Below are 18,900 nucleotides of genomic sequence, written 5' to 3' on the forward strand. Positions count from 1 at the left end.
CAGCAAATTCGTCTCAGTGGAAGTCAGTTTTCGACTGAGACGAATTTGTATTTAGAAGTCTATGGAATGTGAAATTACAACCGGCACTTATTGACCCGCTTGGAAGAAAGCTCTTCCACCTTTTTTAACGTCTTCGCCAGATTCGGATCTACATACTCCTCTTTCTCAAGATTCTTCTGTGCTGTGGAAAGCATCAGCTTGATACGGTTCAGCTGGTTAACCTCACTGGCACCCGGATCGTAGTCGACGGCGATGATGTTTGCCTTGGGGTTCGCGTAGCGAAGCTCCTTGATGACACCTTTTCCGACGATATGGTTCGGCAGGCAGCCGAAAGGCTGGACGCAGACGATGTTGTTGACACCGCTCTTGATGAGCTCCAGCATCTCACCGGTCAGGAACCAGCCCTCACCGGTCTGGTTTCCGAGGGAGACAAAGCCGTTTGCCATCACTGCCAGATCCTTGATCCTTGAAGGCGGAGTGAAGTGAGTGCTCTTTTCAAGAGCAATTCTTGCGGCCTTTCTCATGTACTCCAGAAGGGAGATCGCCATGTTGCAGAGATGCGCCGTGGAGCGCTTCATTCCCAGATTATCTGCCTTGAAGTTGCTGTTGTAGAAGCAGTAAAGCAGGAAATCCATGAGATCCGGCATTACCGCCTCAGCGCCCTCGGACTCTAAGAGCTCCACGATATGGTTGTTGGCGGTCGGTGAGAATTTCACGAGGATCTCTCCGACGATTCCGACCTTCGGTTTGTGGACATTCGTGCGCTCTAAGTTATCGAAGTCGTGGATGATGCCGCGGATATTCTTCACAAAGGTCATCATTCCGGCGCTCTTTGTGGAGAGTGCTTTGACACAGATATTCTTCCATTTCTCGTGGAGAGCGTTTGCGGAGCCGGGAACGGCCTCGTAAGGTCTTGTCGCATAGAGAACACGCATGAATACATCACCGTATACAACGGCCTGTAAGGCCTTCACGAGCATGGACGGCGTGTACTTGAATCCCGGATTGGTCTCCATGCCGTTTGCGTTGATGGAGATGACAGGGATCTGTGCCATGCCGGCCTTTTCGAGAGCACGGCGGATAAAGCCGATATAGTTGGACGCACGGCAGCCGCCGCCGGTCTGGCTCATGATCACGGCCGTGTGGTCGAGGTCATATTTGCCGGAGAGGAGCGCGTCCATGATCTGTCCGATGACGATCAGGGACGGGTAGCAGGCGTCGTTGTTTACATATTTTAATCCGGTATCGACGGCTGTCTTGTCATCGTTCTGGAGAACGACAAGGTTGTAGCCGAAGCTGCGGATTGCCGGTTCGATGAGCTCGAAGTGGATCGGGGACATCTGCGGGCAGAGCAGCGTGTAGTTCTTCTTCATGTCCTTCGTGAACATCACGCGGTTGTAAGCGCTGGACACGATCGTTCTCGTGTAGCGGCGTTCCTCGCGGACACGGAGGGCGGAGATCAGGGAACGGATACGGATCCTTGCCGCGCCGAGGTTGTTGACCTCATCGATCTTTAAAACGGTATAGATCTTGCCGGACCGGGTGAGAATATCACTGACCTGGTCGGTGGTGACGGCGTCGAGACCGCAGCCGAAGGAGTTTAACTGGACGAGATCCAGATTATCCTGCGTCTTCACGAAGGAAGCGGCCTCATAGAGGCGAGAGTGGTACATCCACTGGTCAGTGACGACGAGCGGGCGCTCCACTTTTCCTAAATGGGAGACGGAGTCCTCGGTCAGGACTGCAAAGCCGTAGGAGGTGATCATGTCGGCGATTCCGTGGTTGATCTCCGGATCGATGTGGTATGGACGTCCGGCGAGAACAATTCCGTGTTTTCCGGTATCTTTTAAGTACTGTAAGATTTCCTCGCCTTTCTTCTCCACATCGGTTCTCGCCTGGGCGAGTTCATTCCAGGCCTTTTTAGCGGCCTTCTTCGTCTCGGATTCTGGAATATCGAATTCCTTCTTAAAGACTTCCTGAAGCTGCCTGGAAAGGATCTCTTCGCTTGTGAACGCCATGAACGGATTTAAGAACTTCACGTTCTTTTCTTTTAATTCCTCCATGTTGTTCTTGATGTTCTCCGAATAGGAGGTGACCATCGGGCAGTTGTAGTGGTTTCCGGCACCCGGAACTTCTTTCCGCTCATACGGGATACACGGATAGAAGATAAATGGAACATCGCGCTTGATCAGCCAGGAAATATGGCCGTGTGCGAGTTTTGCCGGGTAACATTCGGACTCACTCGGGATCGTCTCGATGCCCAGCTCATAGATCTGGTGGCTGGACTGCGGGGACAGCATCACGCGGAAGCCGAGCTCCTTAAAGAAAGTTGCCCAGTACGGGAAGTTCTCGTACATGTTGAGGACACGCGGGATCCCGACAATGCCTCTTGTCGCCTTGTCGGCAGTCAGCGGCTCATAGTCGAAGATTCTGTGGTATTTCCAGGTGAACAGGTTCGGGATATCGCGTTTTGCTTTTTCCACACCGAGTCCGCGCTCACAGCGGTTTCCGGAAACGTACTGACGGCCGCCCTCAAAGCGGTTGATCGTCAGGACGCAGTGGTTCACGCATCCGCGGCAGCGGCTCATGGTGGTCGTATAGGTTAAGTTGATAATGTCATCAAGGGAGAGCATTGTCGTCTCATGCGGGCGGTGCATATAGCGCTCACGGGCGATAAGAGCAGCTCCGAAGGCACCCATGATACCTGCGATATCCGGGCGGACAGCTTCGCAGCCGGAGATCCGTTCAAAGCTTCTGAGGACTGCGTCGTTGTAGAAGGTTCCGCCCTGGACAACGACATTCTTTCCGAGGTCGCCGGCGGAAGTGATCTTGATGACTTTAAACAGGGCATTTTTGATGACAGAGTAGGCGAGGCCGGCGGAGATATCCGCAACAGAAGCCCCCTCTTTCTGCGCCTGTTTTACGTTGGAGTTCATGAATACGGTACATCTCGTTCCGAGATCCACCGGATTCTGGGCAAAAAGTGCCGCCTTTGCGAAATCCTGAACGCTGTAGTTTAAGGATTTTGCGAAGGTCTCGATGAAGGAACCGCAGCCGGAGGAACATGCCTCGTTGAGCTGGACGCTGTCCACGGTGCCGTCCTTGATGCGGATACATTTCATATCCTGACCACCGATATCGAGGATGCAGTCTACGGACGGATCGAAGAATGCCGCCGCGTAGTAGTGGGAGATCGTCTCGACCTCGCCCTCATCCAGCATGAAGGCCGCCTTTAAGAGGGCCTCGCCGTAGCCGGTGGAGCAGGAGTAGGCGATCTTTGCGCTGTCCGGAAGCAGGGACTTGATCTCCTTTATGGAAGAGATCGCGGTCGCCAACGGACTACCGTTGTTGCTGCTGTAAAAGCTGTAGAGCAGGGAACCATCCTCGCCGACGAGTGCCACCTTCGTTGTGGTGGAACCGGCATCGATTCCTAAGAATACATTTCCCTCATAGGTGGCGAGGTCGCCGCGGCGGACCTTGTACTGGTCATGGCGGTCGGTGAATTCCTTATAATCTGCCTCATCCTTAAATAAAGGCTGCATTCTCTTTACTTCAAATTTCATCTTGATGCCGCCGGAAAGATCTGCGATCAGCTTGTCAAGAGAGAAGATCTCCGCGCGATCCTTCGCATTCATGGCAGCGCCGACGGCAGCGAAAAGATGGGAGTGGTCCGGGGCGATGATCGCATCACCGGTTAAATTTAAGGTGCGGATAAAGGCGTTTCGAAGCTCCGGTAAAAAGTGCAGCGGACCGCCGAGGAACGCTACGTTTCCGCGGATCGGTTTTCCGCAGGCAAGACCGCTGATGGTCTGGTTTACAACCGCCTGAAAAATAGAGGCTGCAAGGTCCTCACGGGTCGCGCCGTCGTTGATCAGCGGCTGGATATCGGACTTTGCGAACACGCCGCAGCGGGCAGCGATCGGGTAGATCGCCTTATAATTCTTTGCATATTCATTCAGACCGGCAGCATCCGTCTGTAATAAGGAAGCCATCTGGTCGATAAAGGAACCGGTACCGCCGGCGCAGATCCCGTTCATACGCTGGTCGATCCCGCCTGTAAAGTAGATGATCTTCGCGTCCTCGCCGCCAAGCTCGATGGCGACATCCGTCCGCGGAGCGTAGTCCTGAAGTGCGGTCGCAACCGCTACGACTTCCTGGACAAATGGAATATGTAAGTAACCCGACAGAGTGAGTCCGCCGGAACCTGTAATATTGGGCCGTAAAGAGAGTTCACCGAGTTCTCCCTTACACTTTTTCAGAAGCGAGGCCAGGGTTTCCTGGATATTGGCGTAATGCCGCTCATAATCCGCGAATAAAATTTTGTTGTTGTCGTCGATCACGGCAACTTTTACTGTAGTGGAACCGATATCGATTCCAAGACGATAGCATTGATTCATACGAGCGGGGAGTTCTCCCCATACCTCCTTTTCAACAGAAAAAAACGAGCCGTCCGCAAAAAGCAGGCAGCCAGCCGGAATGCGGGCATCAACATGCCGAACCGTTCAGCCATACAATTTTCTGCCGGAATCGGCACATAGCTGAACTGTTATGTCAAAATTCCGCACATAGTATAACACATTAAAAAAGGAAATACAATTGACGGAACTGGCATCTTGAGGTTAAAAACGGTTAAAATTCTGTAAAGAATGTGTAAAGATTTTAGAAGAAAGCGTTGCGGGGATGGATAGACATTCCAGTAACGATATCATAAAGCGTTTGACAAAAGAAACGGTTGGGAATTATAATACGGGGCGTAGGAGAAATAGATATTTCTATTAGGAAAGGAAAGCTTCAATGAATTTTATGAACAAGATGGAGCGGAAATTCGGACGGTACGCGATTCCGAATCTCATGTATTATATCGTGATCCTGTATGCGGTGGGCGTACTGGTCCAGATGATGGCACCGGCATTCTACATCCAGTACCTGATGCTGGATGCGAGGGCGATCCTTCACGGACAGATCTGGCGAGTCGTTACATTTATGATCTGGCCGCCGTCTGGCCGTCTTTTCTTCAACCTGATAGCGATCTACCTTTACTACAATCTGGGAATGACTCTGGAGCGGGTTTGGGGAACCTTCCGGTTTAATGTGTACTTTTTTATGGGTGTGATCGGCCATGTCCTTGCGGCGCTGCTGATCTACATCATTACAGGGCAGGTCTATATTCTCACCACAGATTATCTGAACTTTTCCCTGTTTTTTGCATTTGCGGCCACATTCCCGGAAATGCAGTTTTACCTGTTTTTTGTACTTCCGATCAAGGCGAAGTATCTGGCACTTTTTGATGGACTCTACTTCGTCTATGGATTCCTTTTCGGCGGCATGTCGCAGAGAATTGCGATCGTTATGTCTTTACTTAATTTTATCGTATACCTCTTCATGTCCAGGGGGAGCCGTCTGAATCCAAAGGAAATTCGGAGAAAACAGGTCTTTCACTCACAGATGCGCGAGGCGCAGAAGACAGCGGAAAAGATCGGACGCCACCGCTGTGCTGTATGCGGACGTACCGAGGAGGACGACCCGAATCTTGTATTCCGCTACTGCTCCAAGTGCGAAGGCGACTATGAATACTGTCAGGACCACCTGTATACCCACAAACATGTAACAAAAGGCGGGATGGATCCAAGACAGGCAAACAGCAATCAGGAGGCATAACATGAAGAAAACAAAAATTATCTGTACCATGGGACCGAACAGCGATGACAGAGAGGTCATGAAACAGCTGCTCTTAAACGGAATGGATGTTGCCCGTTTTAACTTCTCCCACGGAACACACGATGAGCAGAGAGCCCGCTACAAACAGCTCCGCGAGGTTGCGGAAGAGGTTGGAAAACCGGTAGCAGCTCTTCTTGATACAAAGGGACCGGAGATCCGTACCGGTGTTTTAAAGGACGGAAAGAAGGTAACCCTGACAGCAGGCGAGGAGATCATCCTTACAACAGAGGATATCGTCGGTGACGCAAAGAGAGTCCACATCAATTACAATGGCTTAAATGAGGACGTAACAGAGGGCAACGTGATCCTGATCGATGACGGCCTGATCGAGCTTCATGTTGAGCGTGTTGAGGGAACCGAGATCTACTGCAGGATCATGAACGGCGGCGAGCTTGGAGAGAGAAAGGGCGTAAACGTTCCGAACGTAAAGATCAAGCTTCCGGCGTTAACAGATAAAGATAAGGAAGATATCCGTTTCGGTATCGAGCTTGGGTTCGACTATATCGCGGCTTCCTTCATCCGTTCCGCAGATGCGATCCGTGAGATCCGCCAGATGTTAGACGAGGGCGGTTCCTCAATGGGAATCATCGCGAAGATCGAGAACGCTGAGGGACTTGAGAACCTTGACGAGATCATCGAGGCCAGCGACGGAATCATGGTAGCCCGCGGAGATCTGGGAGTTGAGATTGCACCGGAGAAGCTTCCGCACCTTCAGAAAATGATGATCAAAAAGTGCAGCGCCGCATGTAAGGTCGTTATCACAGCGACCCAGATGCTGGATTCCATGATCCGTAACCCGAGACCGACCCGTGCGGAGGTTTCTGACGTTGCGAACGCTGTATATGACGGAACAGACGTCGTTATGTTATCCGGTGAGACTGCAAACGGTAAATATCCGGTCGAGGCATTAAAGATGATGGCTCATATCGTTGAGGAGACCGAGTCCCATATGAGCGGTGATTTCTACGAGAAGAGAACCGTATCCGATGATAACCGCCACAATATTTCCAATGCGGTGAGCTATGCGTCCGTCGCAACGGCACAGTCCCTTGATGCAGCGGTTATCATTGCACCGAGCATCAGCGGCTATACGGCGAGAATGCTTTCCAAGTGGCATCCGTCAACAAAACTTGTAGGAATGTCCCCGAGTATCTCCGCAGTCCGAAAGATGATGCTCTACTGGGGTGTAACTCCGTTCCAGGCAAAGAGAGCGGAATCCACTGACACTTTAATTGAGAACAGTATTGACATTTTAAAAGAGAATGGTATTGTAAAAACAGGCGATATCGCGGTCGTGACTGCGGGAGTTGTGGATTATGCGAGAAGACATGAGCCAGCGGCTTCCACCAATATCATGCGTGTAGTAAATATCGACTAAAAGAAAGAGTCCGGCCTGCCGGGCTTTGCACCGGGCGCGGCTGTCTGTAGTGCATGGTGTATACAGCACAGGATCGAGCGTCTCAGGGTGCGGAATATATTGACTGATAAGGAGAGAACGTACATGGAGAAGAAACCGTTTGTAACGAAGGAACAGCTGGAAGAGATCGCAAAGACCTATCCGACTCCTTTCTATCTTTATGATGAAAAGGGAATCCGTGAGAATGCGATGAAATTAAAGGAAGCATTTTCCTGGAATAAAGGCTTCAGAGAGTATTTTGCAGTAAAGGCAACCCCGAACCCGTTCATCTTAAAAACATTGCAGGAGCTTGGATGCGGAACGGACTGTTCCTCAAAGACAGAGCTTCTGATGTCCGATGCATGCGGTTTTTCTGGTCATGACATCATGTTCTCTTCCAACGATACCCCGCCGGAAGAGTTCAAACTGGCTTACGACCTCGGTGCGATCATCAACCTGGATGATTTCACACATATCGAGTGTCTGGAGAAGACGATCGGAACGATCCCGGAGACGATCTGCTGCCGTTTCAATCCGGGCGGATTATTCAAGGTAACAACTGATATCATGGATAACCCGGGTGATGCGAAGTACGGCATGACGGAGGCCCAGATCACGGAGGCTTACAAGATCTTAAAGGCAAAGGGCGCGAAAAACTTCGGTATCCATGCGTTCCTTGCAAGCAACACTGTGACAAATGAGTATTATCCGCTTCTCGCGAAGGTTCTTTTTGAGCTTGCCGTGAAGTTAAAGAAAGAGACCGGCGCTGACATCAAGTTCATCAACCTCTCCGGCGGAATCGGAATCCCGTACAGACCGGACCAGGAGCCGAACGATATCAAGGTTATCGGTGAGGGCGTAAGAAAAGTTTACGAGGAAGTTCTCGTTCCGGCAGGAATGGGCGATGTTGCGCTCTTCACTGAGCTTGGACGTTTCATGCTGGCTCCGTACGGTGCGCTTGTCACAAGAGCGATCCATGAGAAGCACACTTACAAAGAGTATATCGGTGTGGATGCCTGCGCGGTAAACCTGATGCGTCCGGCAATGTACGGCGCTTACCACCACATCACTGTGATGGGCAAGGAGAACGAGCCGTGTGATCACAAGTACGATGTGACAGGCTCCCTCTGCGAGAACAACGATAAATTTGCGATCGACCGCATGCTCCCGAAGATTGATATGGGTGACCTTTTATTCATCCACGATGCGGGTGCACATGGATTCGCGATGGGTTACAACTACAACGGAAAGTTAAAGAGCGCAGAGCTTCTCCTCAAGGAGGACGGCAGCGTTCAGATGATCCGCCGTGCAGAGACTCCGAAGGATTACTTTGCTACATTTGATTTCTGCGATATTCTTAAGAATGTCAGAAACGTGTAAGGGAAAAAAGAAAAGCCTGATCATATGAGATGGTGTGCGGCCGGATCCATGCCGGCGGGCAGGATCTGAAAAATGACAGGCGGTCAGTTAAAAGAAAAAAGAGGCGGTATGGTTCCTGGTGAACGGTACCGTCTCTTGTCGTTTACGCGAAATTGGGACCGATTTCAGGTGACCGCATGGGCAATAGAGAATCATGCTTTGTCTTGTGGGTGTCAGGTCTGCCAGAACAAAAAGATATGAAAAAACCCTGTACATCTCGTACAGGGATTCATCATTTAGGATTTCAATTTCAAAAAGGTTTAGGATAAAGGATTTAAAATATCTCGTGCATTTCTTATGGTTAAAGTATAGCACACCGGGCCGGAAAATGATTGTATATTCTTTGAATGAATTATTAAGATTTCTTTAAGATTTGACCGTAATTCTGAAGAATGTGGAAAACAAAGAAAAGACAGGGAATGCTGTCAGAAGATATGCACAGACCGGAAAGTTCCGGTGATGGATTCGGACTGATCGGAAAGCGGCAGGGCGCACAAAACAGGCAGACAGAATATTTTATAAGTAAGAGAGAATGCATGGAGGAATCCTGCATGTGAATCATATCAAAGATCAGATCCATTGTGAGCGCGCATATCGGATGGGGCTTTCCGGGAAGGGGATCGGCGTGGCCGTTCTGGATACCGGGATCTTTCTTCACCGGGATTTTGACAGCCGGGTGACCGGTTTCGCGGATATGGTGAACCGGCGGAATTTTGCGTATGATGACTGCGGGCATGGGACGCATATCTGCGGGATCATCGGCGGCAGCGGGCGAATGTCCGGCGGGCGGTACAGCGGGATTGCACCGGGGTGTAATCTTATCATGGTGAAAGTCCTGGACCGAAAAGGAAATGGCTATTCTTCGGATGTTCTGGCGGGGATCTCCTGGGTTCTGGAGAGAAAGGAACAGCTTGGCATCCGGATCTTAAATATATCGGTGGGCGCCTGCTCGAAACGCGGGATGAGTGAGAATTCCGCCCTCGTGAAAGGCGTGAACCGGGCATGGGACGCCGGGCTTGTGGTCGTGGTGGCGGCCGGAAACAATGGGCCGCGGACCATGAGCATCACGACGCCGGGGATCAGCCGGAAGGTGATCACGGTCGGCTGTTCGGACGATGACCGGGAGGTACTGGTCGGTGGAAACCGGATGGTGGATTATTCCGGCCGCGGCCCCACGGCGGCCTGCATCTGCAAACCGGATCTCGTTGCACCGGGCTGCAGCGTTGTGAGCTGCTCCAGCAGAGCCGACAAGTATACGATCAAGAGCGGCACTTCCATGAGCACACCGATCGTCTCCGGAGCTGTCGCTCTTTTATTGGAACGCTTTCCGGACATGTCAAATAAGGATGTGAAACTGAGACTGCGGGAAAGTTCGGTGGATATCGGATTGCCGAGAAACCAGCAGGGATGGGGACTGTTGGATGTGGGGAAAATGCTTGAGAGATAAAGATAGCAAACGAAAACATATTGAAATGTTGTTGCGAGTATGTTATATTGTTTATAAAGAGGTGTCACCGATAGACGGGTGATCCTAGACATTAAGTAAAAAAATAACCGTTCGATTTGCTAGGTCGGGGCGGTTATTTTTTTGCATTTACAGGTTCTATGTAATTCGGGGACCAACCGCCTACCGTTATGGTGACACCATGAGAAAATTCTACCATAATCTACAGATTCTATCAATCGACTCCAGTATAAAAACATCTCATTTTTTAAACACACAATTTTACACAGATTTTACATAATCCCTGTCAAGCATTTTACATTTCCTTGATATTCTGATACATGGTAAGAAAGAAATGTAAAAAGTTAATGAATGATCAAAATTTTGAAGAGGGGAATTTTATGGACTTTTTTGGAGTATTGACGATGCTTGGCGGGCTCGCGCTGTTCCTTTACGGAATGGAGACCATGGGAAATGGTCTCGAAAAGCTTTCCGGCGGCAGACTGGAAAGAATTCTTGAAAAACTGACATCAAATCCGATCAAGGCGGTCCTTTTAGGTGCCGGAGTCACAGCGGTGATCCAGTCATCTTCCGCGACTACCGTCATGGTCGTAGGTTTTGTAAACTCGGGCATCATGAAGCTGACGCAGGCGGTCGGCATCATCATGGGCGCCAACATCGGAACGACTGCTACTTCCTGGCTCCTGAGCCTTACAGGAATTGAGAGCGGAAACTTTTTTGTACGTCTTTTAAAACCGACATCGTTCTCACCGGCCCTTGCACTCATCGGTGTCTGCCTTATCATGTTCTCCAAAAAGGAGAAGAAGAAAGATGCTGGAACGATCATGATCGGCTTCGCGATCCTGATGACCGGAATGGAGACCATGAGCGGTGCTGTAAAACCGCTTGCGAATGTACCGGAATTCACAGGGATCCTGACCATGTTCTCAAATCCGGTCCTTGGAATGATCGCCGGAGCTGTCCTCACTGCGATCATCCAGAGCTCTTCTGCATCGGTCGGAATTCTTCAGGCGTTATGTGCAACGGGAGCAGTCAACTTCGGCACGGCTCTTCCGATCATCATGGGACAGAATATCGGAACATGTGTGACTGCAATGCTTTCCGGTATCGGCGCCTCCAAAAATGCGAGACGTGCAGCGCTTGTTCACCTGTACTTTAATATTATCGGCACCGTGATCTTTATGATCGTCTTTTACACGATCAATGCGGTCGTTCATTTTTCGTTCCTCGATACAGCGGCAAATGCGATGGGGATCGCAGTGATCCACAGCAGCTTCAACATTGCGGCGACAATCCTGCTCCTTCCGTTTGGCAACGGACTTGTAAAACTGGCATGTCTCACGATCCCGGATGAGCAGAAGAAGGAAGTTCCTGTCGCAGAGCAGGAAAAGAGTGCGTTCCGTCTTCTCGACCCGCGTTTCCTCGACACTCCTGGTTTCGCAGTAGAGCAGTGCCGTCAGACAACGATCCAGATGGCAAAGCTGGCGAAGGAATGCTTCTTTACATCAGTAGAACTTTTAAAGGAATTTTCAGAAGAAAAGGCAGAGCGCGTGGAGGCGCTGGAGAACCTTGTAGACCGTTATGAGGATGAACTCGGAACCTATATGGTAAAGCTCGGCGGAAAAAATCTGTCCAGAAACGACAGCCATACGGTATCCCTGCTCCTTCACTGCATCGGTGATTTTGAGCGTATTTCCGATCATGGCATGAATTTAAAGGATTCCGCGAAGGAGATGCAAGAGAAAGAGATGCATTTTTCAAGCAAGGCAGACAAAGAGCTGGAAATCTTTTTAGATGCCGTCAAGGAGATCCTGGACATGTCCATTGATGCGTTCGAGACGAATAATACGGATGAGGCGTCAAAGGTGGAGCCGTTAGAGGAAGTCATCGACGATATCAATACCGTGGTGAAGGCAAATCACATCAAGAGACTCCAGAAGGGAAAATGTACGATCGAGCAGGGCTTTGTCCTCTCTGACATTTCTATGAATCTGGAGCGTGTTTCCGATCACTGTTCCAATATCGCGATCAGCGTGATCGAGATCGAGCGCGATGGTTTTGATGCCCACGGATATCTGGAAAATTTAAAGAGAGACGGAGATCCGCAGTTTGCGGCGATGGTGGAACAGTATCGTGATAAATACGCGCTTCCAGTCTAGGAAAATGTGTAGTAAGATAGTAGGAGAAAAGGGCGGTATGCCGTGGGAACGCATAGCTGTCCGGCACTATGGATCGTGAAATAAAAATCATGATCTGAATCAGGCCGATGACGGAAAATGACAGAAATTAAGACAGGAGGAGAAGAACATGGCTCTGATCTATGCAGTGGAAGATGATAAAAATATTCTGGAAATTGAGATGTTCGCACTGAAAAACAGCGGATATCAGGTAGAGGGCTTTGAGTGCGCTCATGATTTTTATAAAAAGCTGGAAGAGAAGCAGCCGGATCTTGTCCTCCTGGACATCATGCTGCCGGATGAGGACGGACTGGAGATCGTAGCGAAGCTCCGCCGCCGCCCGGAGACGAAGAAACTTCCGGTGATCATGGTGACGGCAAAGAGCACCGAGATCGACAAGGTGAAGGGACTCGATGTCGGCGCGGATGATTATCTGACAAAGCCGTTCGGTGTGATGGAGCTTATCGCGAGAGTGAAGGCGGTGCTCAGAAGAACGATGGAGGAGGACAAGTTCCTGACCCTGGGGGATATCTTCCTGGATGATGAGAAGCACATGGTGTATGTGAAGGATGCCCCATGCAGCCTGACCTTCAAGGAATATGAACTCTTAAAGCTGTTGCTCCACAATGCCGGGATCGTTGTGACGCGTGAGATCATCCTGGAGCGTGTCTGGGGCATCGATTTTGAAGGAGAGTCGAGAACTCTGGATATGCATATCCGGACGCTCAGACAGAAACTCGGCGAGGCGGGTTCCATGATCCGTACAGTGAGAAATGTGGGGTACATGATCGAATGAAAAGAAAAATCCATATAGAACTTCTTGCCACGGCAGTGTTTTCAATCTTGTTGACACTGCTGTGTGTTTTATTCGTTTTTTACGGGGTCTATCAGAAACAGGTGATCGGGGATCTGAAGGCGGATGCACTTGTCATGAAAAATATGCATATCTTTGACAGTATCTCGGATCTGCACCCGGATGCCTATGATCTGAATCCCGATACGCTGCGCATCACGGTGATCAACGCCAGCGGAAATGTGATCTTTGACAGCAATGCGGACTTTACCGCGATGGAGAACCATGAGGACCGTCCGGAGATCCATATGGCGCTGGAAAACGGGGAAGGAAGCGATACCCGCCGCTCGACCACACTGGATAAAAACATGTTCTATTACGCGATCCGTCTGGACAATGGCCGGATCCTGCGGATCGCAAGGGAAGGCGACAATATTTTTGCTCTGACCCAGAACATGATGCTGACAGTTGTCGGCGTGTTTGTGTTCCTGTTCTTCTTCTGTATCCTGATGTCCAATTACTTTACGAAGAATCTGGTGGCACCGATCGAGAAGATGGCGGAGAATCTCTCGGAACCCGGGACGCAGGCTGCCTACAAGGAGCTGGTCCCGTTTATGAACAAGATCCGGCAGCAGCATGAGGACATCTTAAAAAGTTCCCAGGTGCGCCAGGAATTCACGGCAAATGTCTCCCATGAATTAAAGACGCCGCTCACGGCAATCTCCGGATACGCGGAGCTCATCGAACATGGGATGGCCGGGGACAACGCAGAGCGGTTCGCCGCGGAGATCCACAAGAATGCATCGAGACTGCTCTCACTGATCAACGATATCATCCAGCTTTCCCAGCTCGATGGCGGGAAAAAGGATGTGGAGTATAAAGATCTGGATCTGTTCCCGCTTGCAAAGGAATGCGTGGACATGCTCCAGATGAACGCGAAGAAGCAGAATGTGACGATCAGCGTCCGCGGCGGGGCTGCCCCTGTCTTTGCGGACCGGCAGCTTATGGAGGAACTGATCTACAACCTGTGCGACAATGCGATCCGTTATAACAAGAAGGACGGATCGGTGACGGTGACGACGGGAACGGAGAACGGACATACCTTCCTCTCTGTAAAGGATACCGGGATCGGGATCTCGCCGGAGCATCAGGAGCGGATTTTTGAGCGTTTCTACCGTGTTGATAAGAGCCGCTCGAAGGCGACCGGCGGTACGGGACTTGGCCTTGCGATCGTCAAACATATCGTGGCACAGCACGGTGCGAAGCTTTCCCTGGAGAGCGAGGCAGGAAAAGGAACGGAGATCCGGGTGGATTTTTCGGAGACTTTGAAGCAGCAGGAGCTTGAGAAAGAAAGGCAGCAGGAAGAACAGAAGGAAAATACGGAAGAGTGAGAACTTGATCAGTTGCCGTGCGCGTGCAGTGAGTGTCCGCGTACGGCAACTTTTTATGATTTACGCGAACAACGAGCCAAAGTCCGCGCTTGCGCGAGAACCTGGCGACTGTCGCGATAACAAGGGGAAACTCGAGAAACGTGTTTTCACTTGTTCCCGGACGATGTCTGTGATCAGTGTGCGGGCCGGGTGAGAGTGATTGGAATCCCGTTCTCCGGCTGAAGGAAACGCAGCTGATCCGGGATCGTGCAGCTGAGAGATGTTGAATCCGGGCTGCACAGGAGATGAGGAGGCGAAGCGAAATCCACATTCGTCAGATTGCAGGAAATCACTTTTGATTTCTGCCATCATTGCATCACTTTTTACAAAAATTACAAAATTCATTAGTTTAGCTTAAAAATACGTTGATGTATAGAAGAAATTGTGATAGGATGTTATGCATAAGTGCAGTCCAGACGGACAAACGTCCGCATGGACACTCTGGAGAGTCTCCGAATGGAGCGCCGAAGGTGTAAGACCGGTTCATGTCCATGGTACCGGTTGATCTCTCAGGCAAAAGGACAGGGCATACAAATAACCACAATGGGGAAAATCCCCGTTGTATGCAAATGTTCTACTCTTTGGAGAGCTGATATCTTATCAGCTCTTATTTTTTGCGCGTGAGCCCGGGGAATTGATTGCAGGGGCCGCGGCTATGATCATGAAAGAGGAGGATAACAAAAATGGACACACTGATGCAGCTTGTAACAAAAGGAAATGATTTTCTGTGGAGCTTTCTCCTGATCATTCTCTTATGCGGAACAGGGCTTTACTACACGATCCGCTTAAGATTCATCCAGGTCAGAAAGTTCGGAGAAGGCGTCCGCCAGGTATTCGGACATTTCAGCATGAACGGCGAAAAGCATGAGAAAGGTGAGATGACCCCGTTCCAGTCCATCGCCACGGCGATCGCTGCCCAGGTAGGAACCGGAAACCTCGCAGGAGCGGCGACAGCCCTCATCGGAGGCGGACCTGGTGCGATCTTCTGGATGTGGGTCAGCGCATTCCTCGGAATGGCGACGATCTATGCGGAGGCAGTTCTGGCACAGACATATAAGACAGAGGTAAACGGCGAGGTGACAGGAGGCCCTGTCTACTATATCAAAGCGGCGTTCAAAGGAACGTTCGGAAAAGGACTCGCAGCTCTGTTCGCGGTATTTATTATTCTTGCTCTGGGCTTTATGGGAAACATGGTTCAGTCCAATTCCATCGGGGCAGCGTTTGTGGAAGCATTTCAGGTATTCCATGTGGAACTTTCGCCGGTGATCGTCGGCATTGTTGTCGCAGTGATCGCAGCGGTGATCTTCCTTGGAGGAACAAAGAGTCTGGCAACGGTAGTTGAGAAGATCGTTCCGATCATGGCCGGTGTTTATATCGTCGGCAGCCTGATTCTGATCTGCATGAACATCACGGCTCTTCCGGCAGCGTTCCTTTCCATTATTGAGGGGGCGTTTGCACCGGAAGCAGTTCTCGGCGCAGGCGCGGGAATCACAGTGCGCGAGGCGATCCGCTATGGTGTTGCCCGCGGCCTTTTCTCCAACGAGGCCGGTATGGGTTCCACACCGCACGCACATGCGAGAGCAAAAGCGGAATCCCCGCATCATCAGGGACTCTGCGCGATGGTCAGCGTCTTCATCGACACATTTATCGTCCTGAACCTGACTGTATTTTCCGTTCTCACGACAGGCGTTATGAGCAGCGGAAAGGACGGCACAGCGCTTACACAGGCGGCATTCATGAAAGGATTCGGCAGCGCCGGCATCATCTTCGTCGCGGTGTGCCTGTTCTTCTTCGCATTTTCCACGATCTTAAGCTGGCATTTCTTCGGACTTGTCAACGTGAAGTACCTGTTCGGTGAGAAAGCGTCAAAGCTTTACTCCATGATTGTTGTTGTCTGCATCGTGATCGGTTCCTGCCTGAAGCTGGAGCTTGTATGGTCTTTAGCAGACTTCTTCAACGGTCTGATGGTCATCCCGAACGTCCTTGCACTGCTGGCACTCAGCGGGCTCGTGGTGAGAGCATCGAAGGAGCGGTAGACGCAGAAGTCTTTTAAAATGAAATATTGACAGCCGGAAAGGCTGAGCGTAAGGCGGCAGACTGTGTATTGTGGGCATGGGCTGCCGTCTTTTTGATTTACGCGAACAAAGAGCCAAAGTCCGCGCTTGCGCGAGGCCTTGGCATTGTCGCGATAACAAGTGGTACATGTAAAAAAATCTCCCCGGAATTTGTGAAGGATGCCGATTGACAGCCGGATGGAAATCCGATATAGTACCCATATCTGAAATCTTTCCGGAGTTTATCCGGATCACCGATCTGATATAGTGAGCACGAAAAAATATGTGCTGCAGATCGTCACACCGGCGGGTCGCCGAAAGAATCGTGGAAAGCCAAATGAATAAAACGAAAGGAGACGGGAGGGAAGTATACTGCTTCGCAATGCGAAGAAACAACAAGAAATGGTTGACTTTTTACAGGGATTATATTATGATTAACGAGTACAGAACACTTGTTCGCATCTAATGACTGATCGGGCGGCATCTGCGTTGATCCTGCAGATTTTACGGGAGACCGCCTGGATTCTGATCGATTTTGTTATCCGGAAAATAAAAAGTGCAGTTCCGGATTTTGGAGGAAAAATATGAATAAAGATGATAAATTAAAAGCCCTTGATGCGGCTCTCACACAGATCGAAAAAGCTTACGGAAAAGGTTCCGTTATGAAACTCGGAGATTCCGGCGCAAATATGAATATCGAGACGGTTCCGACCGGTTCTCTGAGCCTTGATATCGCTCTCGGCCTCGGCGGAGTCCCGAAGGGACGTGTTGTAGAGATCTACGGGCCGGAGTCCAGTGGTAAGACGACGGTCGCTCTCCATATGGTAGCGGAAGTACAGAAACGCGGCGGTATCGCTGGATTTATCGACGCGGAGCACGCACTTGATCCGGTATACGCGAAAAATATCGGCGTTGATATCGATAACCTCTATATCTCCCAGCCGGATAACGGCGAGCAGGCGCTGGAGATCACGGAAACAATGGTGCGCTCCGGTGCCGTCGATATCGTGATCGTGGACTCCGTAGCGGCGCTTGTTCCGAAAGCAGAGATCGACGGCGATATGGGTGACTCCCACGTCGGCTTACAGGCCCGTTTAATGTCCCAGGCGTTAAGAAAACTGACCGCGATCATCAGCAAGACAAACTGTATCGTGATCTTTATCAACCAGCTCCGTGAGAAGGTTGGCGTCATGTTCGGAAATCCGGAGACAACGACCGGCGGACGTGCGTTAAAGTTCTATTCCTCCGTCCGTCTCGATGTGAGAAGAACCGAGTCCTTAAAGCAGAGCGGAGAGGTGATCGGAAACCATGTCCGTGTAAAGGTCGTAAAGAACAAGATCGCGCCGCCATTTAAAGAAGCCGAGTTTGACATTATGTTCGGAAAAGGAATCTCCCGTGAGGGTGATGTCCTTGATCTCGCTGCCGATGCGAATATTGTTGAGAAGAGCGGTTCCTGGTATGCATACAAGGGCGCAAAGATCGGTCAGGGACGTGAAAACGCAAAGAATTATCTGCTGCAGAATCCGCTGATCTGTGAGGAGATCGAAAACCAGGTGAGAGAGCTCCACGGACTGGAAGCACAGCACGTTGTCCCGGGTGAGATGGCTGCAGAGACAGCTCCGGAGGAGACACTGGCTGCGGAGACAGAGGCAGACGAGTAAAAAGCAGGAACAGCGTTACCTTTCACGGAACGTCAGAAACAGCATTCCTGCAGACAGTACAGGGACTTCTCTGAATAACAGGGAGAAGAATAACTGTAGATAGAAAGATACAGGAAACACACGGATGAGAGAGTGGATACAGGAAGAACACCGGGAACATAAAATGTATGCCGGTGCAGATGGGGAGGCGATCCCGGAGGAGTTTCGGGAAGCCCGAAATAAGGGACTCTACTATCTCCAGTTTTCCGGAAAAACAGAAAATGAGATGCGTAAGAAGCTGGCGGAACAGGAGCTTTTGCCAGCCTCTGTTGAAGATGCGATCCTTTTTCTGAAACATTACCGGTATCTGGATGATGAGGACTATGCAAGGCGGTATGTAGAGAAAAACGGACATAAAAAGAGTATCCGCCAGATGAAATTTGACCTCCGCCAGAAAGGTGTCAGCGATGATCTGGTGGAAATGATATTCGAGGATATGGAAGTTGACGAGTCTGCCCAGATCCTCGGACTGCTGAGAAAGAAAAACTACGATCCGGAGGAACCGGACCCGGCAAAGCGTCAGAAGATCTACGCGTTCCTGGCGAGAAAAGGCTTTTCTTATGACGCGATCAACAGTGCGATGAAACAGTGGGAGTGAGAAGCTGTTTTTGATCGGTGAACAGGAACTGCAGTGCTGCTTTTCAGAGGCTGAGAGAGCCCGCGGACTGCAGTTCGACAACCTTCGTGGGGATGCACAGAAGTCCCTGGAATGCGGGCATTATACTTGACATAATGCATAAAACAGTTT

11 protein-coding genes and 1 riboswitch are annotated in these 18,900 nt (G+C 50.5%); of the genes, 10 read left to right on the forward strand and 1 reads right to left on the reverse strand.

What is annotated here, in order from left to right:
• Positions 1-74 precede the first annotated feature (74 nt).
• Positions 75-4,397: an acyl-CoA dehydratase activase-related protein gene (locus tag ACI3EW_RS02140; RefSeq protein WP_405579072.1), complete on the reverse strand. Its 4,323-nt coding sequence runs from the start codon at positions 4,395-4,397 to the stop codon at positions 75-77.
• Positions 4,398-4,794: 397 nt separating this feature from the next.
• On the opposite strand from ACI3EW_RS02140, the gene ACI3EW_RS02145 reads away from it, so the two are divergent.
• From ACI3EW_RS02145 to ACI3EW_RS02190, 10 genes are all read left to right on the forward strand, one after another.
• Entirely contained in the window at positions 4,795-5,658 is an 864-nt protein-coding gene (locus ACI3EW_RS02145; protein WP_405579075.1) for a rhomboid family protein, read from the forward strand.
• 1 nt (position 5,659) lies between these two features.
• Positions 5,660-7,096, forward strand: a complete 1,437-nt coding sequence (gene pyk / locus ACI3EW_RS02150; RefSeq protein WP_118530262.1) for a pyruvate kinase — start codon at positions 5,660-5,662, stop codon at positions 7,094-7,096.
• Between the two features lie 123 nt (positions 7,097-7,219).
• Positions 7,220-8,494, forward strand: coding sequence for a diaminopimelate decarboxylase (locus ACI3EW_RS02155; RefSeq protein WP_118530260.1), 1,275 nt, complete (start codon positions 7,220-7,222; stop codon positions 8,492-8,494).
• Positions 8,495-9,086: 592 nt separating this feature from the next.
• Positions 9,087-9,980 carry a S8 family peptidase gene (locus ACI3EW_RS02160; RefSeq protein ID WP_118298300.1) on the forward strand — a complete coding sequence of 298 codons (894 nt, stop codon included), beginning with the start codon at positions 9,087-9,089 and terminating at the stop codon, positions 9,978-9,980.
• Between the two features lie 398 nt (positions 9,981-10,378).
• Entirely contained in the window at positions 10,379-12,157 is a 1,779-nt protein-coding gene (locus ACI3EW_RS02165) for a Na/Pi cotransporter family protein (protein WP_118530258.1), read from the forward strand.
• 148 nt (positions 12,158-12,305) lie between these two features.
• A complete protein-coding gene (locus ACI3EW_RS02170) occupies positions 12,306-12,971 on the forward strand; it encodes a response regulator transcription factor (RefSeq protein WP_405579083.1) in 666 nt (221 codons plus the stop codon).
• Entirely contained in the window at positions 12,968-14,359 is a 1,392-nt protein-coding gene (locus ACI3EW_RS02175) for a sensor histidine kinase (protein ID WP_405579086.1), read from the forward strand. The genes ACI3EW_RS02170 and ACI3EW_RS02175 overlap by 4 nt, the downstream gene beginning before the upstream one ends.
• 470 nt (positions 14,360-14,829) lie before the next feature.
• Positions 14,830-14,933, forward strand: a riboswitch (glycine riboswitch).
• Between the two features lie 148 nt (positions 14,934-15,081).
• A complete protein-coding gene (locus ACI3EW_RS02180) occupies positions 15,082-16,434 on the forward strand; it encodes an alanine/glycine:cation symporter family protein (protein WP_405579089.1) in 1,353 nt (450 codons plus the stop codon).
• A gap of 602 nt (positions 16,435-17,036) precedes the next feature.
• Positions 17,037-18,113 (forward strand): recombinase RecA, encoded by a 1,077-nt coding sequence (recA, locus tag ACI3EW_RS02185; protein ID WP_118530250.1) that lies wholly within the window; start codon positions 17,037-17,039, stop codon positions 18,111-18,113.
• A gap of 124 nt (positions 18,114-18,237) precedes the next feature.
• The gene (locus tag ACI3EW_RS02190) at positions 18,238-18,750 is read left to right on the forward strand and encodes a regulatory protein RecX (protein ID WP_405579093.1); all 513 of its coding nucleotides are present in this window, start codon (positions 18,238-18,240) and stop codon (positions 18,748-18,750) included.
• Positions 18,751-18,900: the final 150 nt, after the last annotated feature.

It is taken from the genome of Pilosibacter rotomagensis, assembly GCF_045062245.2.
In the GTDB taxonomy this organism is placed as follows: Bacteria; Bacillota; Clostridia; order Lachnospirales; family Lachnospiraceae; genus Pilosibacter.